The sequence below is a fragment of the Gephyromycinifex aptenodytis genome (assembly GCF_012277275.1).
Taxonomy (GTDB): Bacteria; Actinomycetota; Actinomycetes; order Actinomycetales; family Dermatophilaceae; genus Gephyromycinifex; species Gephyromycinifex aptenodytis.
Genome location: NZ_CP051155.1, coordinates 285211 through 307206 on the forward strand (window position 1 = coordinate 285211; position 21996 = coordinate 307206).

Annotated in this window: 17 protein-coding genes; 6 read left to right on the plus strand and 11 right to left on the minus strand. The window is 64.7% G+C overall.

Translation table 11 applies throughout. The annotated features are described in order from the left end of the window. Nucleotides 1-379: 379 nt before the first annotated feature. From mmsB to xylA, 5 genes are all read right to left on the minus strand, one after another. A complete protein-coding gene (gene mmsB / locus G9V96_RS01225) occupies nt 380-1612 on the minus strand; it encodes a multiple monosaccharide ABC transporter permease (protein ID WP_168581400.1) in 1233 nt (410 codons plus the stop codon). Then, the gene (locus tag G9V96_RS01230) at nt 1609-3165 is read right to left on the minus strand and encodes a sugar ABC transporter ATP-binding protein (protein ID WP_168581401.1); all 1557 of its coding nucleotides are present in this window, start codon (nt 3163-3165) and stop codon (nt 1609-1611) included. Before G9V96_RS01230 ends, mmsB begins: the two co-directional genes overlap by 4 nt. 5 nt (nt 3166-3170) lie before the next feature. After that, a complete protein-coding gene (locus G9V96_RS01235) occupies nt 3171-4289 on the minus strand; it encodes a substrate-binding domain-containing protein (RefSeq protein WP_168581402.1) in 1119 nt (372 codons plus the stop codon). A gap of 48 nt (nt 4290-4337) precedes the next feature. After that, nucleotides 4338-5723, minus strand: coding sequence for a xylulokinase (gene xylB, locus G9V96_RS01240; RefSeq protein WP_168581403.1), 1386 nt, complete (start codon nt 5721-5723; stop codon nt 4338-4340). Between the two features lie 98 nt (nt 5724-5821). Continuing rightward, complete coding sequence (gene xylA / locus G9V96_RS01245) at nt 5822-7000, minus strand: xylose isomerase (RefSeq protein WP_168581404.1); 1179 nt, start codon at nt 6998-7000, stop codon at nt 5822-5824. A 66-nt stretch (nt 7001-7066) separates the two neighbouring features. Between xylA and G9V96_RS01250 the strand changes: the two genes are divergently transcribed. After that, the gene (locus tag G9V96_RS01250; RefSeq protein ID WP_168581405.1) at nt 7067-8263 is read left to right on the plus strand and encodes an ROK family transcriptional regulator; all 1197 of its coding nucleotides are present in this window, start codon (nt 7067-7069) and stop codon (nt 8261-8263) included. Between the two features lie 439 nt (nt 8264-8702). Here the strand turns inward: G9V96_RS01250 and G9V96_RS01255 are convergent, their stop codons facing one another. From G9V96_RS01255 to G9V96_RS01265, 3 genes are all read right to left on the minus strand, one after another. Continuing rightward, nucleotides 8703-10436 carry an ABC-F family ATP-binding cassette domain-containing protein gene (locus tag G9V96_RS01255; RefSeq protein ID WP_168581406.1) on the minus strand — a complete coding sequence of 578 codons (1734 nt, stop codon included), beginning with the start codon at nt 10434-10436 and terminating at the stop codon, nt 8703-8705. A gap of 366 nt (nt 10437-10802) precedes the next feature. Next, entirely contained in the window at nt 10803-11492 is a 690-nt protein-coding gene (locus tag G9V96_RS01260) for a DUF6796 family protein (protein WP_168581407.1), read from the minus strand. Between the two features lie 303 nt (nt 11493-11795). Continuing rightward, complete coding sequence (locus G9V96_RS01265) at nt 11796-12668, minus strand: methyltransferase domain-containing protein (protein ID WP_168581408.1); 873 nt, start codon at nt 12666-12668, stop codon at nt 11796-11798. 118 nt (nt 12669-12786) lie between these two features. Here G9V96_RS01265 and G9V96_RS01270 point away from each other — a divergent pair, with 118 nt between their 5' ends. The 3 genes from G9V96_RS01270 (at nt 12787) to G9V96_RS01280 (ending at nt 15942) form a co-directional block, all read left to right on the plus strand. Then, nucleotides 12787-13149: an MOSC domain-containing protein gene (locus tag G9V96_RS01270; RefSeq protein WP_168581409.1), complete on the plus strand. Its 363-nt coding sequence runs from the start codon at nt 12787-12789 to the stop codon at nt 13147-13149. A gap of 98 nt (nt 13150-13247) precedes the next feature. Next, the gene (thrS, locus tag G9V96_RS01275) at nt 13248-15323 is read left to right on the plus strand and encodes a threonine--tRNA ligase (RefSeq protein ID WP_168581410.1); all 2076 of its coding nucleotides are present in this window, start codon (nt 13248-13250) and stop codon (nt 15321-15323) included. 103 nt (nt 15324-15426) lie between these two features. Further along, the gene (locus G9V96_RS01280) at nt 15427-15942 is read left to right on the plus strand and encodes a GNAT family N-acetyltransferase (RefSeq protein WP_168581411.1); all 516 of its coding nucleotides are present in this window, start codon (nt 15427-15429) and stop codon (nt 15940-15942) included. Here G9V96_RS01280 and G9V96_RS01285 read toward each other — a convergent pair. Next, nucleotides 15910-17490 (minus strand): class I adenylate-forming enzyme family protein, encoded by a 1581-nt coding sequence (locus G9V96_RS01285; RefSeq protein ID WP_168581412.1) that lies wholly within the window; start codon nt 17488-17490, stop codon nt 15910-15912. The genes G9V96_RS01280 and G9V96_RS01285 overlap by 33 nt on opposite strands. A 140-nt stretch (nt 17491-17630) precedes the next feature. On the opposite strand from G9V96_RS01285, the gene G9V96_RS01290 reads away from it, so the two are divergent. Further along, the gene (locus tag G9V96_RS01290; RefSeq protein ID WP_168581413.1) at nt 17631-18182 is read left to right on the plus strand and encodes an HIT family protein; all 552 of its coding nucleotides are present in this window, start codon (nt 17631-17633) and stop codon (nt 18180-18182) included. Nucleotides 18183-18209: 27 nt separating this feature from the next. On the opposite strand, the gene G9V96_RS01295 is transcribed toward G9V96_RS01290, so the two are convergent. Next, nucleotides 18210-18881, minus strand: coding sequence for a histidine phosphatase family protein (locus G9V96_RS01295; RefSeq protein ID WP_168581414.1), 672 nt, complete (start codon nt 18879-18881; stop codon nt 18210-18212). 75 nt (nt 18882-18956) lie between these two features. After that, a complete protein-coding gene (locus tag G9V96_RS01300) occupies nt 18957-21065 on the minus strand; it encodes an elongation factor G-like protein EF-G2 (protein ID WP_168581415.1) in 2109 nt (702 codons plus the stop codon). A 261-nt stretch (nt 21066-21326) separates the two neighbouring features. Between G9V96_RS01300 and pgsA the strand changes: the two genes are divergently transcribed. Next, nucleotides 21327-21980, plus strand: coding sequence for a phosphatidylinositol phosphate synthase (pgsA, locus tag G9V96_RS01305; RefSeq protein WP_168581416.1), 654 nt, complete (start codon nt 21327-21329; stop codon nt 21978-21980). Nucleotides 21981-21996 lie beyond the last annotated feature (16 nt).

A 21996-nucleotide genomic window follows, 5' to 3' on the forward strand; every position in this document is an offset into this window, starting at 1 on the left:
GCAGGCCTTGGCGCACTGGCGCATTCGGGGGGCGGCTGTGGGCGCTGGTGCCATGTCCGTCGGCGCGGATGGCGCGCCCGGCATGGCGGGACTGCTGCGGCAATCGTGAATTGGCGGGTCAGCGCGCCTCACCGCCTCGGTGGGGATCCTGGATCGCCCCTCATAGGTCCGGGCGTTGGCCGTGGTCTGCCCCCTGCCATCTTTGGTCGCTTTTCTCACCTCTGGCCCGCCGTTGATAGCAAGAACGCCTAGCCCGGCGGGCCAGCGCCTGACTGCGGCAGATGGCCGAGACGGTGTGGGCGTTGCTCGCCCCCGACTTTCGACTGCAGTATTCAGGCTGTGGTCGGGGACGAGCCGCTCCTGATGGCTCAGTCAGGTATCAGCTGAGAGACCCTGACTTGCGCTTGTTGAGAAGGTCGAACGCGACGGCGACGATAAGGACCAGGCCCTTGATTGCCATCTGCCATGCGGGGTCGACGGCGAGAATGGACAGGCCGATGTTGAGCACACCCATGATCAGGGCGCCAAGGATGGCGCCGGAGATCCTACCGACGCCGCCCGTCACGGCGGCGCCTCCGATAAAGCAGGCGGCGATAGCGTCGAGTTCGTAGCTGGTGCCAGCGGCGGCCACGGCAGCCCCAGCCCTCGATGTGACAACCACCCCGGCGAGGGCGGCGAGCGTGCCCATGAGGACAAAGACCCGGAAGGTGTCGCGCTTGACGTTGACGCCCGACAGTTCCGCGGCGCGGTAGTTCCCACCGATGGCGTAGATGTTCCGTCCGAAGCGGGTGCTGCGGAGCACAAACGTGAAGATGGCTATCAGGATGGCGATGATGACCAGGACGACAGGGAAGCCATCCGTGGACAGGCCCAACCGGTAGGCCAGCAGCAGCAGCAGGACGACGATGCCGATAGTGCGTCCCCAGAATAGGGCTGGGCTCTCTAGCGGGATGTTGCGGGAAGCAGCGATGCGCCGCTGGCGCTGAGCAGTGAACAGGGTTGCTCCTGCAGCCAGGGTGCCGATGAGCAGGGTGACACCGTCTATGTAGCCGAGGCTTGGGGTGTTGGTGAAGCCCAGAAAGTTAGGCAGGGCCCCGTTGCCGATGTTGATGAAGGCGCCGGGGAAACCCGAGATTGTCTGCCCGACCAACAGCTGGGCGAAGCCGCGGAAGACGAGCATGCCGCCCAAGGTGACGATGAAGGCAGGGATGCCGATGTAGGCGATCCAAAACCCCTGCCAAACGCCAACTAAGGCACCGACGGCCAGGGCCAGGAGAATGGCGAGGGGCCACGAGACGTGCCACTGGGCAATTGCAATACCGACAACACCACCGATCATGGCGACCGTGGAGCCGACGGACAGGTCGATATGGCCAGCGATGATGACGAGCATCATACCGATCGACAAGATCATGACGTAGGCGTTCTGCTGCACCAGGGACGCAATGTTGTCGGGGGCGAGTAGTCGACCGCCGGTGAGGACTTGGAACAGCACGATGAGCCCGAGCAGGGCGATGATGAGCCCGGACTCGCGCAGGTTGAGGCTGGCGAACCGTTGGCCAAGAGTGGGGTGGTTGTCGGGGGAGGCCGGAGGCGTGATGGGGGTGCTCATGCTGCAACTTCCTTGGTCGCGGTCATAAGACGCATCAGCGTCTCCTGACTGAAATCGGGTCGGGCGACTTCGCCGGTAAGGCGGCCTTCATTAAGGGTGTAGATGCGATCACACAGACCGATCAGCTCAGGCATTTCCGAGGAAATGACCAGTACTCCGCGGCCGCTGTCGGCCAGCTCGTTGATGATCGTGTAGATCTCGAACTTCGCACCGACGTCGATTCCGCGGGTGGGCTCGTCCAGGATTAGCACTTGAGGGTCGGTGTACATCCACCGCGCCAAGGACACCTTCTGCTGGTTTCCGCCCGACAGGTTTGCGACCGTTGTCTCCACGCTGCGGGTCTTGATGTTGAGGTCTCGGCGGTATGTGTTGGCGACTTCTCTTTCGCCGTGCAGGTCCAGGATTCCGTGGCGTGTCAGCTTGCCCAGACCGGAGGCAGAGACGTTCTCCCGGATCGGACCGATGAGATTTAGTCCAAGGTCCTTGCGGTCTTCAGAGACGTAGGCGATGCCGTTGGCGATGGCCTTGGGCACGCTGGAAGTGTCTACTTCGTGACCCTCGAGCAGGACCCTACCGCCGCGGTAGCGGCCAAAAGAATGCCCGAAGATGCTCATGGCCAGTTCGGTGCGTCCCGCTCCCATCAGGCCGGCGATCCCGACGATTTCTCCGCGGTGCAGGGAGATGGAGATGTTGTCGGAGGACAGCCGTCCTGGGATGTGGGGGTGCTCCACGCTCCACTCTTCGACACGCAGGAGCTCAGCGCCGATGTCTGGTGTGTGGTCGGGGTAGCGATTGTCAAGGCTGCGGCCCACCATGCCGCGGATGATGCGGTCCTCGTTTGCGGCCTCTGGTCCATGCATGGGCAGGGTCTCGATGGTTTCCCCATCACGAATAATGGTGGTGACATCAGCGATGTCAGCGATCTCGTTGAGCTTGTGGGAGATGATCACGCATGTCACTCCCTCAGCGCGTAGCTGGCGCACGAGTTCTAGGAGCTGTGCAGAGTCGTCATCGTTCAGTGCGGCGGTGGGTTCGTCCAGGATCAGCAGCTTCACACGCTTAGACAGGGCCTTGGCGATCTCCACGAGCTGCTGCTTGCCCACCCCGATGGAACCCACCAGGGTGGAGGGATCCTCATCAAGGCCAACCTTGGCAAGGAGACGCTCAGCTTCAGTGCGCATGGCGCCCCACTGGATGCGGCCATGCTTGGTGGGCTGCTGGCCCAGGTAGATATTCTCCAGGATCGACAGGTTTGGACACAGCGCAAGTTCCTGGTGGATGATCACGATCCCCACCGCTTCGGAGTCTCGTACGGTCCTGAACTTCGCCGGGGTGGCGTCGTAGATGATCTCGCCGCCGAAGCTGCCGTGGGGATAGACCCCTGACAACACCTTCATCAAGGTCGACTTTCCGGCGCCGTTCTCCCCGCAGATGGCATGGACTTCGCCGCGGCGTACCGCCAGGTCGACCCGTTTAAGGGCGTGGACGGGGCCGAAGGACTTCTCGATGCCCTTCATCTCCAGGATGACCGGGCCCTGGGTGGTGTCGTTCATGGCGATCACTTCAGTCCCAGTTCGGCTGCTGAGTAGAAGCCGCCTTCGACCACGGTGCTGCGCACATTGTCGGCGGTGACCACAGTAGGGGTGAGCAGGAAGGTGGGGACCTTCACTTTGCCGTTGTCGTACTCCTTGCCTGGAGTGATCTCAACGGTCTGGCCCTTGACTAGTTGGTCCACCATCAGTGCGGCACGGTCGCCCAACAGCCGGGTGTCCTTCCACACCGTCATGGCCTGCTTACCGGCCAGGATGTTGAGAGTGTTGGCCTTGTCTGCGTCCTGTCCGGTGATCAGGGGCCAGTTGCTACCCGGTTTGAAACCACGCGCGCCGATGGCCTGCTCAATGCCCAGGGCTAAGGAGTCGTTGGGGGAAAGAACCACGTCCAGCTTGGTGGAGCCGATATAGAAGGAGTTGAGGCGGGTCTGCATCTCCGACTGGGCTTTTGAGGAATCCCAGCCCAGGATTCCGATCTTCTTCCAGTCGGTTGGGCTGGCCGGAACCTTGCCAGACGGAGACACGAGCTTTCCAGCGGCCACGTAGGGCTGCAGCTTGCTCCACGCGCCAGCGAAGAACTGCGCCGCGTTGGGATCGTCAGGCGAACCACCGAAGATCTCGATGTTGAACGGGCCCTTGCCTTTGTCGAGGCCCAGGTTCTCGACGATATACTCGCCTTGCAGTTCACCGACGTGGAAATTGTCGAAGGACACATAGTAGGACAGGCCGTCGGTGTTCTCGATGAGGCGGTCGTAGGCGAGGACGGGGATGTGCTTCGCCTTCGCCTGTGCGATCACCGGCCCGAGTACGGTCCCATCGATGGGGGCGATGACCAAGACGTCGACGTTCTGGGTAATCATGTTCTGGAGCTGGCTGATCTGAACATCGGTTTTGTTATCGGCATACTGCACCGTGGTCTTGTAGCCCATCCCCGTCAGCTTTTCGGATAGGTGGGCGCCATCACGATTCCAGCGCTCCAGAGACTTGGTGGGCATGGATACTCCGACGGTGGCGTTCGACGGATCGATGGTGGCAGCAGTTTGGGTGGGGCGTTGCGAGACGCAACCACTCAGGGCGAGGCTGATCAGTATCGCCATGAAGGCGGCGAATAGAGGTTTGGTCTGCATCGATTGACTCCTTTGTCACGGAGACGACGGGTCTCCACCGAAGATGGTTCAGGTCCAGCTGCCGGTGCGATCCCTCAAGCTGCGGTAGGCATCCAGTACCTGGGGGGTGGGTGCAGCCCCGACAACCTCAAGCTGCGTTTGCGACCATTGAGGCGGAGTATCGCCACCGGCGAGTGCCCACGCGGCCTGTGCTGCGGCGCCCAATGCCACGTATTCGCGGGGGGCAGGGCAGGAGACCTCACGGCCCAAGACGGCAGGAAGGATCTGGCGCACCGCGCTGCTTCGCGCGGCGCCGCCAATCAGCAGGATGCGTTGCGGGTTTTGGCCAGTCGACTGCCCTAGAAACTCCACAGCATCGGTCAAGGAACAGGCCAGCGCCTCCACATGGGCGCGTGCAATGTCCGCGCGCGTGGTGCTTGAGGTGATGCCGTGTAGGGTGCCGCTGGCCAACGGCCGGTTGGGGGTGCGCTCGCCATCCAAGTAGGGCAGAAGAACTGCACCGTTGGCCCCAGCCGGAGCCTGTAATGACAAGCGGGACAATTCGTCATGGTCAACAGCCAGCAAGGTGCAAGCCAGGTCTAGAATCTTGGCCGCATTGATGGTGCACACCAGGGGAAGCCAGCGACCTGTTGCATCGGCGAAACCCGTGACCAGGCCGGTGGGATCCATTGCAGGATGGTCGGAGACCATGGCTGCGACACCTGATGTGCCGATGGACAGCGATATATCGCCGCTGGACATGTTCAGCCCCAGGGCCGCCGCCATGTTGTCGCCGGTCCCCGCGGCGACGATTGCTCCAGTGGCGGTGTGTCCCATGACCGCTGCCGGATGGTCGGCGATGGTGGGTAGCTCGATGTCGTGCCCGATCGCCTGGGCTGCCAGCTCAGGCGCCCAGGCGTTGCTGGTGGGGCAGAAGTACCCTGTACCCGACGCATCGCCGCGGTCGGTGAACCATTCACCCCCTACCGCCAAGGCATGCGAGACGTAGTCGTGGGGCAGGACCACACGATGGGTTCGACGGGCGTTGTCCGCCTCGTTGTCGCGCATCCACCGCATCTTGGTGGAGGTGATCGAAGCCACGTGGACACTGCCCGTACGCCGCGCAGCCTCAGCGGGGCCGCCTAGCTCGGCGACGAGGTCCTCGGCCGCGGAACTCGAACGTGTGTCATTCCACAGCAGTGCCGGACGCACGACGCGATCTTGGCTATCGAGGGCGACCATGCCGTGCTGCTGGCCACCCACGGCCACGGCATCGGCCTGTTCGAGCAACCCGGTGGTGCTCTGGGTAAGCGCCCGCAACCAGGCCGCGGGATCTACCTCCGTACCGGCGGGATGGAGAAAGCGTTGTTCGGCCAGGATCGTTCCATCATCAGCGTCCACCAGGACGGCCTTGGTGGATTGCGTGGACGAGTCAATGCCCAGAACTTTGCTCATGGTGGTGTCCTTAGGACCTCGGCTGCGCTGCCGGAAAAGAAGGGGAGAGGCAAAAAAGGTTGGGGGCCCGGGAGTGCCCGGGACCCCAACCGCGACAATCAGCCGATCAGGTGCTGCAGTGCCATCTGGTGCAGCTTGACGAAGTGGTATTCACGCTCACCCAATGCCTTGGCGTCGAAGGGCTCCTCGGCGGCCAGGAAGTCGGCCACATTTTCGCCCTCAGCCAGCGTTGGCTCGCCCAGCTCAAAGATCGAGGCCTTCTTCATGACTTCCTGCACCTCGGGATCCTTACGGAAGGCGCGGGCCTTGTCGGCCAACATGAGGTAAGAGTCCATGTTCGCCTGGGCGGACTCCCACACCCCTTCCATTCCCTCGGTACGGCTCGGCTTGTAGTCGAAGTGGATGGGTCCGTCGTAGCGGGGAGCGTCCGGGCTGGCCGCGAAGCCGTTGACGAGTAGATCCACAGTGAAGAAGGCGCTCAACAGGTCGCCATGACCGAACACCAGGTCTTGGTCGTACTTGAGACCCTTTTGGCCGTTCAGATCGATGTGGAACAGCTTGTTGCACATCAGCGCCAGCGCCAGACCGTGGGTGTAGTTCAGGTTGGCCATCTGTTCGTGGCCAACCTCGGGGTTGAGGCCCACAATGTCGCCGTTGTCGAGCTGCGAGATCAGCGCTAATGCATGTCCGATAGAAGGTAGGAAAATATCGCCGCGGGGCTCGTTGGGCTTGGGCTCCAGAGCTATCCTCATGTCATACCCCTGGGACTTGACGTAGCCTGCGACGACGTCCAAGCCCTCCGCGTAGCGGCGGTGCGCAGCCATAAGGTCCTTGGACGAGTCGTATTCGGCCCCCTCGCGACCACCCCACATGACGAATGTGGAAGCACCCATCTCGGCAGCCAGGTCGACATTCTTGAGAATCTTGCGCAGGCCGAAGCGACGCACCGAGCGATCGTTGGAGGTCAGGCCGCCGTCTTTGAAGACTGGGTGGGTGAACGTGTTGGTGGTCACCATCTCGATGACCAGACCGGCCTTGTCGGCCGCGTCCTTCAGCTGCTTGACGATGCGCTCGCGTGTCGAGTCGTCGGCATCGAAGGGGAACACGTCGTTGTCGTGGAAAGTGATGCCCCAAGCGCCGAGCTCGGCGAGCTTGTCGGAGTACTGCCACGGATCGAGGCTGTCGCGGGTGTTGGAGCCGAAGGGGTCGACGCCTGTCCATCCGACGGTCCACAGACCGAACGAGAACTTGTCTTCTGCCGTTGGCTTCCGCACCATGACTGCTCCTCTTGAAGTTTGTTGTACCAAAAAACTTAATGGGGGGGACCGGTAGAGTCAAGAGCCATGGAGACCAAACTTTCCAGTGTGCGGCAGGGAACGCTCAGGTCGCTGAACCTTGCCGTGGTGCTCCACGAAGTCCTCACCTCATCCACGCCGGTTTCGCGAGCCCACATCGCTCAGTCCACTGGAATGACGCGGTCCACCGTCGGCCGTCTCGTCGACGAGCTCGTAGCTGCGGGTCTGGTGGCCGAGCTCGAGGTCGTCACCGATGGGCGCCGTGGTCGGCCGGCCACGCCTTTGGTTGCCCCGCAGGGAACAGTTGCGGCGCTCGGGCTTGAGGTCAACGTCGGGTTGATTTGCGCCAGGGTGATCGACCTGAGCGGTCAGGTCTTGGCGCAACGAATCGTCACGGGCGACTATCGTCAATCCGAGCCAGCTGCAGTTCTGCGAGAGCTGGCCCTCCTCGCACGCTCCTGCCTAGATGAGGCGGGCACCTCGGTGCAGATTGTGGGGGCGGCCCTTGCTGTCCCGGGACTCGTAGACGGTGACTCCGGCGTGATCCTGCGCGCCCCCAACCTGGGGTGGCAGGACGTTGAGACGGCAGGTGCGTTTGCTGCCACCCAACTGCTTCCCCCGGCAATGGCGGTGCGCGTAGCCAATGAGGCTGACTGCTCCGCTGTCGTGGTCGCCCATGAGGCCCCGGGTCGGCCGTCAACGCTTCGTGACTTCCTCTACATCTCCGGCGAGATAGGCATCGGCTCTGCGCTCGTGTGGGGTGGAGAGGTGAGGCTTGGGCGGCACGGGTGGGCCGGCGAGATCGGGCACATGTGCATTGATCCGAACGGTCCTCGATGCGGTTGCGGGGCACGGGGATGTCTGGAGGTGTACGCGGGTCAGTTAGCGATGTGTGATGCATGCTCCGTCAACGGCTTACCCGCGCTGCAGTCACTCCTCGATCAGGGCGATGTGCGGGCGCGCGAGGTTATCGCTGAAGCTGGGAGGGCCCTGGGTATCGCACTGGCGAACGCCCTGAACCTGTTGGACGTTTCGACGGTGGTATTGGGTGGTCATCTCGGTCAGCTGCAGGAGCAGTTGTGCCTCCATGCGATGGCTGAGCTGGATGAGCGGTTGCTGTCCTCGCCCTTTGGCAGGCCCGATCTCATGCCCACCGAGTTGGATGCGGCCTCGGCTGCCACTGGGGCCGCCTTCGGAGTGCTGGCCAGAGTGATCGAGGATCCATGCGCATCCATTCTCTCCTGAGGGGTACCGCTCGGATCTGTACCGGATATCGGTGGAAGAGCGCAGCCCCATTGGAGGCTCAATGCGGTGCCGTACGTTAGGTCGCGCTCGAACCTGATGGACATCGCGGGGAGCCCACCTGAGGCGTGTCTCGGCCCCCTGCTCCGGGGCCGATGCCGGTTTGGCCGGTCAGATCGGGACAGTTACCGGTGTGCACCTGTTGAACCTCCGGCAGCGAGCTTAGGGGGCTCGACGTCGGGCAAACTGCGGCGGAAGGCCTGGACTCGCACGGCAACACTCACATTCATTGGCTGACTGCCGCCCGGGCGAAGGCGAAGGCGATGGGACAGTGTGCGCATGACTTCGCTCTAACAGGGAAAATCTACTCCGCCTTCTCACCAGTGCCGATCGATAGAGCGTGGACGGGGTCACCGAGACCCCGCCCACTGCCGACATCAACTCACCCAGATGGCTTCGGGGAGGGTCTCTCACCCCTGGTGCTTGCGTGTTCGGGACCGAGATGGAGGCGCTGGCCCGGCCAGGACCGTCGCAGCCAGCGGTCGTGGCTTGCTATCACGACTGCGCCCGGGTATTGGGGCAGGTGTTCCTCGAGCGCTGTTGCCAGGGTCAGTGAGAGGTGGTTGGTGGGTTCATCGAGGATGAGAAGGTCGGGTGGGCTGGCTAGCACCATGGCGAGCGCGAGCCGACGTTGTTGGCCGATGCTGAGTGTGCCGACGGGGCGCGTCAGGTCTCGTGGTGCCACGAGTCCGAAGCTGGTCAGTGGAATCTTCTCGGCGAGTTCAGCGCCGACCGTGGTGGTGTAGAGCCCTTCCACGGTCGGGTCGGGGTTGAGCGCCACTTCTTGGGTGAGGGCGTCGATGGTTGCGGTTCGGGCGATGGTGACGGTGCCGGTATCTGGTTGTAGTCGCCCGGTGATCAGTGCGATCAGGGTTGACTTGCCGGCGCCGTTGGGGCCGGTGATCAGCCACTTGTCCTGGCGTCCGATCGTGAGGGAGGTGGGGCGCAGCCGACCATCCACCCCAGCCTCCGACAGCGCTGCGATCACCTGGGGGACGGCGTGGCCATCGCGATGTCCCACGGTGAGACCGCAGAAATCGAGGGTGGCCGGAGGCTTGCGGATCTGGTCAGCGTTGAGTTCTTCGAGCCGCCGCGCGAAGTCGTTCACGCGGCGAGACACCACAGTGGCGTTACGGTCGGCGTAGAACTTCTTGGCCACTCGCGACTCGGACCGGGGCGCGGCCCCCGGGTGCCCGACGGTATGGCTGTCGCGAACCCGGCGTTCGAGTTCTTTGAGTTGGGCCTGTTCGGTTTCGTATTGCTGCTGCCAGCGTTCCCGTTGGGCGGCTCTAGCCAGCAGGTATTCCGTGAAGGTGCCGGTGTGTCGGGTGATTCCGATACCGCTGATCGGTCCATCAGGGCTCACCGAGTTCACCAGCGAACTGGGCAGCGGCGCCGGATCGAGGTCGATGATCCCGGTGGCTGTGGCGTCCATGAAGGCGCGGTCGTGGCTGGCGAACAAGACCGGGCCGGGCCAGTCGCGCAGCGACCGGGTGAGGAAGTCGATGCCGTCGTCGTCGAGGTGGTTGGTGGGTTCGTCGAGCAGCAGTGTGTCGGGCTGGCTCAGCAGTAGCCAGGCGAGCTGGAGACGAGCGCGTTGTCCGCCCGACAGCTCGCCCGCGCGGCGCCCCCGGTCCAGATTCGGCAGGCCGACGCCGTCGAGAATGATGTCGGCGCGCCGGTCCAGGTTCCACACGTCGTGGCGGGTGGCTTCCTCCAGGGCATGGTCGTACCGATCGGCGGCCGAAGTAGTGCCCTGTTCGAGGGCGGCTGTTGCCTCCTCGAAATCGCGCAGAATGCCTCGGGGTGCAGCGAGGGCCTGCTCGATCACATCGACGACCGTGTCGCTCAGGGCGAAGGCAGGCTGCTGCCACAACAGGCCGACGCGGCCGGGGAGCGCCACCGAGCCGCTGTCGGCAGGCTCAACACCGGCGACGATTCTCAGCAGGGTGGACTTTCCGGTCCCGTTCTCGCCGATCAGCGCCAGCCGCTCGCCTTGGCTGACGGTCAGCGTGATGTCAGTAAGGACGCGGCGGTCGGGATAGGACTTGCTGATCCCGTCTAGGCGCAGGTGGGCGCCGCGGACCAAGGCAGTGCTGGATGTGGGTGTGGACATACGGGGAAACCTCGAGCGTTAGTTGGGACGGTCGACAGGTTTCAGATCCACATGCGGAAGATTCTAGCCATATCCCTGCGTCGGCATCCGCTGAGCAGTGGACGCAACCTTCGACCCATCACACGGATGGTGTGAGACAAGGGCTGTCCTCGGGTGATGGCGAGAAACGCTGAGCGGGAGCAGCTGGGGCCTCGCGTCGTCGTGGCGACCACCGGCCTGATGCTCTCAATGCGTTGAAGCTGCGCGACCTCGTAATCGTGTTGTCGCCCCGGGTGCGAGCTATGCGAGTGAAACGGGTCGTGGCGTCCTGGCTTCGGAAGAAGTACCGGCGGAGGGCGACGTCCCTCGTGTACGTGGGCGGGTCGGCTACCCGATCGGATAAAACTGGGACAACACGAGCATCGCGACCGCCCAGATAGCCAAGATGATGTTGAATACTGCGCCGTCCAGGAGAGGTTTACCCGGATAGGGAAGCTTCAACAAAGCGACGGTCGGGAACATCAAAACCAGCGGCGTGAAGAGTATTGCCCACCAGGGGAATGCCGTCCAGCCCAAGACCAGGGGGATGCAGAACAGCAGGCTCCCCGCGTAGGTCAGGCCCACCGCCGGAAGCCATGCGTACTTCAAGAAAGTGAACATCTGCCTGGCGGTTCGGATATTCGAATCATCCTTCTCGCCCGCCGCGAAATCGCGGTGCGCCAGTTGAGAGGTGAGCGCTAGCGGATAGAAGGCTGCGTGCGCCAGCGGGGACAGCGAGATGCCCACCGCCATGAGCACGACGCCGACCACGCCCAGGGTGGAGTCGCGCACCAGCATGTAGTGCGCGTAGACACCGAACAGCATGAACGGGACGCTGTAGTCGGCGATCAGTGCGCCGACGCGCAGCCTCCGCTCGTCCGCCCCCACGTAAAACGCATAGGCGTCGTCACCCATCCGCTCGATGAACTGGCGATATTTTGTCTTATCGGGCTTCGGGAGACCGACGATGAGCGCGTCGCCGATAATCCAGCAGATCGCGCTAATCAGCAGCGAGATAATCGACAGGGTGACCCACATGTGTTCTCCCCAGCATCGCGGTTAGCCTGACGCCACTTAGGCTCACCTTACCTCGAACGCGAAGGGTGGACCCGTGAGTACATCATTCAGTTGACCAAGTGATGCACTCGAACAAAAGGTGACTATCTCGGAGCGGGGTGTTGTGCTCGGCGCCGTCGAGCGTGGATGGGCCGATGCGCCTGCGCCAGGTGGCTCAATTGCGGGGCAAGTTTCGACAAGCGGGCAGCCAGGTCCATCCCGCAAGGGCCTCTGTTCCCGGCAGAGTCGTTTGTTCGTCCTGTGCTGTAGACCCGGTGATGTGAGCTAGCCGGGACTGTCGCTTTCGGCTTCGCGCCTGGTGAACGCCTGGACTGTGATGGCGAGGGTGATCGGCAGCGGGTCGGGGAGCGGCGCGAGGGCTTGGCTCACCGCGTCGGCGTCGGTGTGAAAGGCGCTGGGTCCCATCATCACGAGGTCGCGAGCCTGAGCGTGGGACAGCGACAGCACCTGGCAGACGCGCTTTTCATCGGCCGCGCAGAAACCGTCGGCGAGGGATTGGCGCAGACGTTGCTGTTTGTCCCGCTCCACCGAGACCCCGCCCACTGCCGTCATCAACTCAGCCAGATGGTTGGCCAGCGGGGTGACCAGGAGCAGCACGCCGCCCGGGCGCAGCACCCGGTGGATCTCCGGGATGTTGCGGGGGGCGAATACGCACAGGACGACGTCGAACCCGTGATCGGCCAGCGGCAGGGGCGCCCACACGTCGGCCACGACCGAGGCCAGCCTGGGATGGGCCTTCGCTGCGCGGCGGGCCGCGTACTTCGACAGATCGATCCCCACACCGAGCGCCTGCGGGGCTGCCTCGAGTGCTCCGGCGGTGTAGTAGCCGGTACCCGCGCCCAGATCCAGGATCGACTCGACGTGCTCGGCAGGGAGCGTGCGCTCCAGGGCGGCCAGCAACGCCTGCCTGATCGGTGCGTACACCTGCGCGGACTGGATGTTCTCCCGGGCCGCAACCATCGCTGCGGTGTCGCTGCGGTAGGCCCTGCCGCCGCGCAGCAAGCTGACATAGCCCTGACGTGCGATGTCGAACCGGTGGCCGGCAGTGCACACCAGGCTGCCGTCCTCGGCGTCCAACGGTTCGCCGTCGTGCGGGCATGCCAATAGCGGCAAAGCGCGAGAAAGTGCCGACGTCACAACTGGCAGGCTAGGCCCGTCGGTGAACCGGCACCTATTCGCGCCCTCTCACCAGTGCGGATCGCTAGAGCGTGGACGGGGACTGCCGCCCAGGCGAAGGCGGTGGCACAGTGTGCGCATGACTTTGCTCGAACAGGATGTTGCCGGCCGCGTGCTCACCCTGGCGATCTACCCGGAGAAGCAGGCGCCCGGGCGATTGCTGACCGAGGCCCGGATCGAGACCGAAGGCCTGCAGGGCGACCGTCGTAAGAAGCGCCCTGTGCACCTGGTGGGCCGCGAAGAGGACCCCGAGAGCACCCGGGCCAACATCTTTCTCGACATGCCGGACGCGGAACTGCAGCGCGCCGTTGGTCGACGGGTCCGGCTCGGGACCGCCATGTTGGAAATCACCGAGGTCCCTTCGGCCTGCCCCGGCGTGTACGCCAGCGTTGTCCGAGTGGGCGTAGTCAACACCGGTGACGCGCTGGAGCCCGGAGCCTGAACCAGCCACCCGAGCAGGGCAGATACCATCAAACAGGCCTACAACTGTGGGCCGTTGCCGTTCGTGCCATTGTCGATGCACATTCCAAGGAGTCAGCTGTGTCAGCCCAGATCACCGTGTCCATCGCCGGGAGCGAGCGATCGGTGCCAGCGGGCACGACCGCCGCAGACCTCTTCGAGGGACAGAAGAACATCGTCGTCGCCCGCGTCGGGGGCGAACTCAAAGACCTCACTTACGTGCTGAATGAGGGTGATGACGTCGAGGGCGTCGACATCGCCTCCCCGGACGGCCTGGACGTGTTGCGGCACTCCTGCACCCACGTGATGGCCCAAGCCGTGCAGCAGCTTCGTCCCGAGGCCAAACTGGGAATCGGCCCCTACATCACCGACGGTTTCTACTACGACTTCGACGTCGACGAGCCGTTCACCCCAGAGGACCTGAAGGCCCTGGAGAAGGCGATGCAGAAGATCGTCAACGAGGGGCAGAGCTTCCAGCGACGAGTCGTCTCCGCCGAAGAAGCGCTGGCCGAGCTCAAGGATGAGCCGTACAAGTGTGAACTCATCGGTTTGGCCCACGGCCCCGGCAGCGGCGGCGCCGAAAGTGCCGAGTCCTCCCAGGCGCTGGAGGAGAACGCCGAAGGTGCCAGCGTCGAGGTCGGCGGCGGCGAGATCACCATCTACGACAATGTGCGCCGCGACGGCACCCGCGCCTGGGGCGACCTGTGTCGTGGACCGCACATCCCCACCACCAAACTCATCTCCAACGCGTTCAAACTGATGCGCAGCTCGGCCGCCTACTGGCGCGGTGACCAGTCCAACGCACAACTACAGCGCCTCTACGGCACCGCCTGGGCGAGCAAAGACGACCTCAAGGCCTACCTGACCCGCCTGGAAGAAGCCGAGAAACGCGACCACCGCAAGCTCGGTACCGAGCTCGACCTGTACTCCTTCCCTGATGAGATCGGCTCGGGGCTGCCGGTCTTCCACGCCAAGGGCGGCGTCATCAAGCGGGTGATGGAGGACTACGTCCGAGACCGCCACATCGAAGAGGGCTTCCTGTACGTCGGTACCCCGCACATCGCCAAGGAGGGGCTGTTCCACACCTCCGGGCACCTGCCGTACTACGCCGACACGATGTTCCCGCCGATGCACGTCGACGAAGAACGCAATGCCGACGGCGAGATCACCAAGGCTGGACAGGACTACTACCTCAAGGCCATGAACTGCCCGATGCACAACCTCATCTACCGCAGTCGCGGCCGCAGCTACCGCGACCTGCCGATGCGGTTGTTCGAGTTCGGCTCGGTGTACCGCTACGAGAAGTCCGGTGTGATCCACGGGCTCACCCGGGTGCGCGGCTTCGCCCAGGACGACTCGCACAGCTACGTCACCAAGGAGCAGTCGGGGCAGGAGATCCGCCACCTGCTGGACTTCGTGCTCGGTCTGTTGCGCGACTTCGGGCTCGACGACTTCTATCTGGAACTGTCGACGCGCGCCACCAGCGGGCCGAAGGCGAGCAAGTTCATCGGCTCCGATGAGGACTGGGAAGAAGCGACCCGCATCCTGGAAGAGGCCTGCACCTCCACCGGACTGGAACTCGTACCCGACCCGGGCGGCGCCGCTTACTACGGTCCCAAGGTCAGCGTGCAAGCGCGGGACGCCATTGGTCGCACCTGGCAGATGAGCACCATCCAGTACGACTTCAACCAGCCCGAGCGATTCGAACTGGAATACCAGGCCTCCGACGGGTCTCGTCAGCGCCCGGTGATGATCCACTCGGCCAAGTTCGGCTCCATCGAGCGGTTCATGGGTGTGCTCGTCGAGCACTACGCCGGCGCGTTCCCGGTCTGGCTCGCGCCGGTTCAGGTGACTGCCATCCCGGTGGCCGAAGAGTACGAGGAGTATCTGGACGGGGTCGCCGCCCAGCTTCGTAGCGTCGGGGTCCGCGTCGAGGTCGACCGCAGCGACGACCGCTTCCCGAAGAAGATCCGCAACGCCAGCAAGAGCAAGGTGCCCTACGTCCTCATCGCCGGTGAGGAAGACCGGGCTGCAGGCGCGGTGTCGTTCCGGTACCGCGACGGTTCCCAGCTCAACGGGGTCCCGGTCGCAGACGCGATCGCTCAGATCACAGCGGCGATCGAGGCTAAGGCGCAAGTGACCAGCGCCCCCGCCTGAACGTGAGACTCCGAGGCGCCGCCGTAGGCTCAGCACCCGCGGCGGCGCCGCTGTTCATGTCGTTCACGCTGGTCAACGAGCCGATGAATGGCACACTGCCAACATGAAAGGGTTGAGAGCTCAGCTCACCCGCGTCGCCCGGGCCGAGGCCGACGACGCCTTTGCGCTTGCCGCCCTGGAGTTGGCGCTCAATCGAGAACAGGGCAGGCCGCCCGAAGAGGGCTTCCTGGACCGCTATACCGATGCCTGGCTGCGCGATCGCGACCGCTATCCCAGCTGGATCGCCAGCTCACTGGACGGAAACCCGCTGGGGGCGCTGACCATCACCCTCGGCCAATCGTTGCCACGCCCGGGCCGTATCCCGCGTCCGTGGGGGCACATGACTAACTTCTATGTGCGCCCCGAAGCGCGGCGGATGGGCTTGGGTACGCGGTTGCTTGATGAAGCTGTGGAATGGGCTGATTCGCGATCCCTGCTGTGGATCACACTGCTGCCCAGCCAGAGCGCGCAGTCCCTACTGCAACGAGTCGGGTTCGCTCCCTGCGGGGAGGACCTGCTTCGCAGAACGGCACCGGCAGGGAAGCGCTCAGCCGGACAACCCCAAATCCCGCCGCAGTAGCTTGCCGTTCCTAGTGCGGGGCAGGGACCCCAGAAAGACGATCTGACGGGGTCGTTTGTAGCGCGCCAAGCGCTCTTCGGCAGCCTCGCCCAACGCCGCCCGCAGGTGTTCCTGGTCTGCGCCGTCCTCGGGGACGACGAATGCTGCGATGACACTGACGTCGGCGCGCACCACGATCTGGGTCACCGCCACCTCCCGCACCCCGGGCACCGCCGCCAGTACCTCTTCGACTTCGGCAGGGCTGACCCGGTAGCCACCGGCGGTCATCAGGTCATCGTGACGGCCCAGATAGCGCAGGTAGCCGTCCTCGTCGAAGCTGACGAGGTCGCCGCTGACGAACCACTCGTCTCGGGTCGTCGCCGCTTCTTCGGCCGGTCGCCGCCAGTAGCCGAGCATGAGCCCGGGGTCGCTGCGGTGGATCGACAACAACCCGGCCTGTCCGGTCGGCACCGGTTGGGTCCCGCCCTGCAGCGGCAATGCCGCGATCCGCCGACCTTGCTGAGGCCGCCCCGGGGAACCGTCCTTGACCGGCACGCTCGGTGAGCTGGAGACGAAGGTCGAACATTCACTCATCCCGAGCGCTTCGAACAACGGCTTGCCGCTCGCTTTCTCCCAACGGGTGCGCAGCGCCGAAGGCAGCGCCTCGCCGGCGACCAGGCCGTGGCGCAGGCTCGCGAACTGTGGCAGCGGCGCCGCCGCGGCGGAGTCGGCGGCATCCGGTCCGGTTTCGAAATCGTCCAGGATCTGCCGGAACAGCCCGGGTACCGCAGCGAACAGCGTCGGGCGGTACTCCTGGATCAGTCGCGGCCAGACGCTGCGCGCCGGGGGACCGGCGTAGACGATGGCGCTGGCACCCACCGCCCACGGGTCGCACAGACCCACGCCCAAGGTGTAAGTCCAGTTGAAGGCGCCCGCGTGCAACATCACGTCCGCATCGCTGATCCCGTACCAACCGTCGTACATCGGGCGGCGTCCCCAGACCGAGCGGTGCGCATGCAGCACGCCTTTGGGTTTGCTGGTGGTTCCCGAGGTGTAGACGAGAAAGGCCGGATCCTGCGCGGCGGTGTCCGCGTAGTCCACCGGCTCCTCCTGGGCCAGCCACCTGGCCACATCGCGGGCTCGGATGATTAACACCCTTGGGTCGGCCTCCACCGGAAGGTCCTCAGCCAACGCGAGCGCCGCCGCGCCGCAATCCTGCAGCAGGAACTGCGCCTCGCCCGGGGTCAGTTGCGGCGAGGACGGCACTGAGACCAGCCCGGCCGCCATCGCCCCGAAGTGCAGCAAGGCGTACTCGCTGGTGTTGCCTAGACGGATCATTACTCGGTCGCCGCGAGCCAGCCCCAAACTCAGCAGGCCCGCGGCGACGCAGCGTACCGCTCGGTCTAAATCGGCGAAGGACCAACGCTGCGCCTGCTGGGGGCTCGCCTCGGCATCGGTGACGACGATGAGCCCGTCCCGGGCGCGGACCTGCTCGTCGTGGCCGCCCAAACAGTAGCCAGCAAGGTTCAGCCGCGCGGGGGCAGACGAGAGGGGAAGTTCTTCGGCCATGGGAGAAGTCAACACCGATCCGCTCCGGTCGACCTCTACGAGGTGAGGCGATGCCGCTCACGCCCGCCGGAGTGGCAGTGTGGGGCTGCCGTCGCGGCCGAGAGAGGTCCGCATCCGCAAGCAGGGCCTACGATCAAGGCATGCAGACGCCCGAAGCCCCCGAGGAGGCCAGCAAGTTCGTCCGGGTCAAAGACGGGTTCCAACGGTTGTGGACCCCGCACCGGATGGCTTACATCAGGGGCGAGAGGCCCTCCCCGAAGCAGGGGCCTGGCTGCCCCTTCTGCGACGTCACCGAACGTAGTGACGCCGAAGGGCTCGTCGTGCGCCGCGGGGAGAGCTGTTTCGTGGTGCTCAACCTCTTCCCGTACAACCCCGGGCATCTGCTCATCTGCCCCTACCGGCACGTCCCGCGCTACCTCGACCTCACCGACGAGGAGACGCTGGAGTTCACCAGCCTGACCAAGCAGGCGATCCGGGCGCTGGAAGCCGCCGCAGCGCCGATGGGTTTCAACCTCGGCATGAACCAGGGCGCGGTTGCGGGTGCGGGAGTAGAAGCGCACCTGCACCAGCATGTCGTCCCGCGCTGGGGCGGAGACATGAACTTCCTGCCGATCATCGGACAGACCAAGGCGTTGCCGGTGCTTCTCGAAGACACCCGCCAGCAGCTGATTGAGGCTTGGCCCGGCGAGTAGGCCCGCCCGGCCAGCCTACGAACGCACTCAGTCCGTGATCAGGTGGGCGGGCAGGTGCTCAGTTCGGTTGATCCACCGCGCCAGGAAATGGTGGTGGTTCTGGGGGCGCTCGAACAGTGAGGTGCCGGTGTTGTCGATGCGCAGATAGCCGCTCATCGACTCCGCGCCAAGGAGCGCCCGGATGAGGTGCTGGCCGAAATGTTGATGAATGACGACCACGTGGGTGTCCACGGGCATCGCTACCAGTTCGGCGAGAACCGTACGAGCACGCGCGTCGCGCTGTTCTGCAGGCTCGTAGGGGCCGACCCACCAAGGGTCAGGGGTCTTTTGGCCGATGTGGATCCGCGGAGAAATGCGACGTAGCTGGGCCAGCGATGGCGCGGCGACGGAGTGGCGTGCGCTGCCATCGGGGCCGCCGTCATAAATGCCGCCCGCTTCGTGCAGATCTGGGCAGGTGTGCACGGGCACGTTCAGCGCGTCGGCCAGGATCGAACCGGTCTGCAGCGCGCGGGTCATCAAACTGCTGCTCACCCGTACCGACCCGGTGACTAGGGCCGGTAGGGCTGCAGCCACGTGGTGTGCCTGTTCGATTCCCAGATCGGTCAGTTCCGGTTCGGGCACCCGGTTGCCGCGGTCACCCTCGGCTTTGATGACGGCGTTATTGCTCGACTGGGCATGACGGATCAGCAGGAGACGCACACGGCTCAGCTTGGCATGGCAACTGCCTGCCCGGTCGCGAGCGCGCCCGGACAGGCAGTTGGGCAGAGTGAAACCTCAGTTCTTGGTCAGATGCTCCTCGGCCAAGTGGGGCGGCATGGCCTCGTAGCCGATCATCTGACGCTCGAAGTATCCCGACCCGTGGCTGATGGAGCGCAGGTCGATGGCATAACGCGACAACTCCAGCTGAGGCACCTCGGCCTTGATGACCGAGAACCCGTCCTGCTCGGCCGGTTCGCTGCCCTGGATACGTCCGCGCCGGCCCTGGGCATCGGTCATCACCGCACCTACGTAGTCATCTGCGACCGTCACCGTCAGCAGGTCGACGGGCTCCAACAGCGAGACCGCGCCCGGGGATGCGGCGGCCTCCTTCAGCGCCAGTGCACCCGCCATCTGGAAGGCGGCATCGGAGGAATCCACCGAGTGTGCCTTGCCGTCGAAGAGCGTGACCCGCACGTCGACCATCGGGTACCCGGCCACGACGCCCTTCTCCAATTGGGCCCGGACACCCTTTTCGACGCTGGGGATGAACTGACGCGGTACCGCACCTCCAACGACCTTGTCGACGAACTCGAAGCCGGCGCCGCGCTCCAGCGGTTCGACTTCGATGTCGCAGATGGCGTACTGGCCGTGGCCGCCGCTCTGCTTCACGTGCCGTCCCTTGGCGCTGGCGTTGGCTACGAACGTCTCCCGCAGCGCGATCCGCATCGGTTCGACTTCGACCGCCACGTTGAGCTCGTCCTTGAGCCGGTTCAGGACGAGGTCGAGGTGGGTCTGGCCCATGGTCCACAGCACGATCTGGCTGGTTTCGGAGTTGTGCTCCACACGCAGCGAGGGGTCGGATCCGGCCAGGCGTTGTAGGGCGTTGGGGAGTTTGTCCTCGTCTCCGCGCGTTGCGGGCTTGATAGCGGCCGGCAACAGTGCCTCCGGCATCGTCCACGGTTGCACGAGCAGGGGAGTGTCTTTGTCGCTCAACGTGTCCGAGGTGGCCGCCGCCGGCAGTTTCTGCACGATGGCCAAGTCCCCGGCAATGGCCTTGGCCTTGGGTCGCAGTTCATCGCCCAACGGGGAGGCCAACGGGCCGACCCGGACCTCTTCGTCGTGGTCCTGGTGTTCAGCGGCGTCCTGGGTGGTGAAGCTGCCCAGATGCCCGGAGACGTGAACGGTCTGATCTGCTTGCAAGGTCCCACGGAAGACCCGCACCAGCGCGATGTGGCCCACGTAAGCATCGCTGGTGGTCTTGATGACCTGGGCGACCAACGGCTGGGCCGGGTCGGCCTCCAACGGCGGGGTGTCGCCGCCATTGGTGCGGAACGCCGTGGGTCGGATCGCCTGCGAGGGCGCCGGGAAAGCCGCCTTGATCAGGTGCAGGACCACGTCGATGCCCGCTCCGGTCCCGACCGAAACCGGCACCACCGGGTGGAAGGATCCGCGAGCGACTGCGGTCAGTAGGGCTTCCTCGACGATCTCGAAGCCGATCTGCTCGCCTCCCAGGTAGCGCTCCAGTAGCGAGTCGTCCTCAGCCTCCTGGATGATCCCCTCCATCAGCGGCCCGTGGTAGGTATCGAAGATGCCTATGTGGTCGTTGGTCGTCGGGCGCACCACGCGTTCCGCGCCGGTGTAGTCGTGCACCTCACCCAGGACGAGGTCGACGATGGCGCTCAAGTCGCCACCGGGAGCCAACTGGGGGACACCCAGCGGCATGACGCCCTCACCGAAGGCGTCCTGGCAGGCGACGATCGCGTCGTCGAAGTCAGCGGTGCCGGTGTCCAGTTTGGTCAAGGCCACCGCCAGCGGCGCGCCGGCCTGCTTGCACTCGTGCCAGAGCGCCCGGGTGGCAGCGTCAATACCTTCGGAAGCGGAGATGACGAAGAGGGCGGCATCAGCGGCGCGCAGACCAGCGCGCAACTCACCGACGAAGTCGGGATAGCCGGGGGTGTCGATGAGGTTCAGGACGATGTCCCCACTGGTCACCGACGCGACTTGGAGCTGGGTGGAACGGTCATCACCACGATTTGGTGGGCGATACCCCGCAGTGGTCTTGGCCAACAGATGGTCGAAGAGCCGGGTCTTGCCCGAGCCGCTGGGTCCTACGAGAACGACGTTACGCAGGACCTCAGGCGAAGCCGGGACCGGGGACGTGGTGGTGGTGTCTTGTCTGCCCATGCTCAACTGTGCGTCCGCTTCGCGGGCACGGACAACCCTGCTCGGTTGACTGATAAACCACACCGTGACGCCCCGCAACGACCAGCGCCGAAAGGTTAGGGTGGCCGATGGGGCAAACCACATCCGAGCCGCACCCGTAGCGTGACTAGCGCCGGCGGTGAACGCCGCCGGGCACCGATGTGGGGCGCCGCCACGACGAGTTGCCGAGCAGCCCCCGCTCGCGTACGCCGCGGATCGGCTGCCCGGTAGTCTGTACCCACCATGCTGAGCCGTCTCGCGCAGGCGTTCGTTCGCCGCCTTCTCACACCATTTGCCAAAGCGTTGCTGAAGTTAGGGTTCAGCCCTGACGCCGTGACGATCATTGGCGCAATCGGGGTCATCGGGGGCGCACTCTGGTTCTTCCCACGCGGGGAGTTCGGGTGGGGAACTCTGGTCGTCACTCTCTTCGTCTTCTCTGACACGCTCGATGGCACGATGGCCCGCCTTTCCGGGCGAGCCAGCCCGTGGGGCGCCTTTCTCGACTCGACGCTGGATCGGATCGGGGACGCCTCGGTTCTCGGCGGCATCCTCATGTACTTCGCAGCGCAACCCGACGGGCATCTGACCGCCTGGTTCGCCCTGGCCTGTCTCGTGTTCGGGTTCATGGTCAGCTACGCCCGGGCCCGGGCCGAAGGGCTGGGGGTTGATGCCAAGGGCGGGATCGCCGAGCGAGCCGATCGGCTCGTCGTGGTTCTGGTCGCCACCGGCCTCACCGGTTTATTCGACCTGCCAGAGATCGTGCTGACGGTCGTGCTGGCGATCCTGGCGGTGGCCAGCGCCGTCACCGTTGTGCAGCGAATGGCCAGCGTCAAGCGGCAGACGTCGCTCGCGGACAGTTCAGCGAACGTCACCGGGCACGGCACAGCCAGGCCGTAGACTGCCACGGCATCCC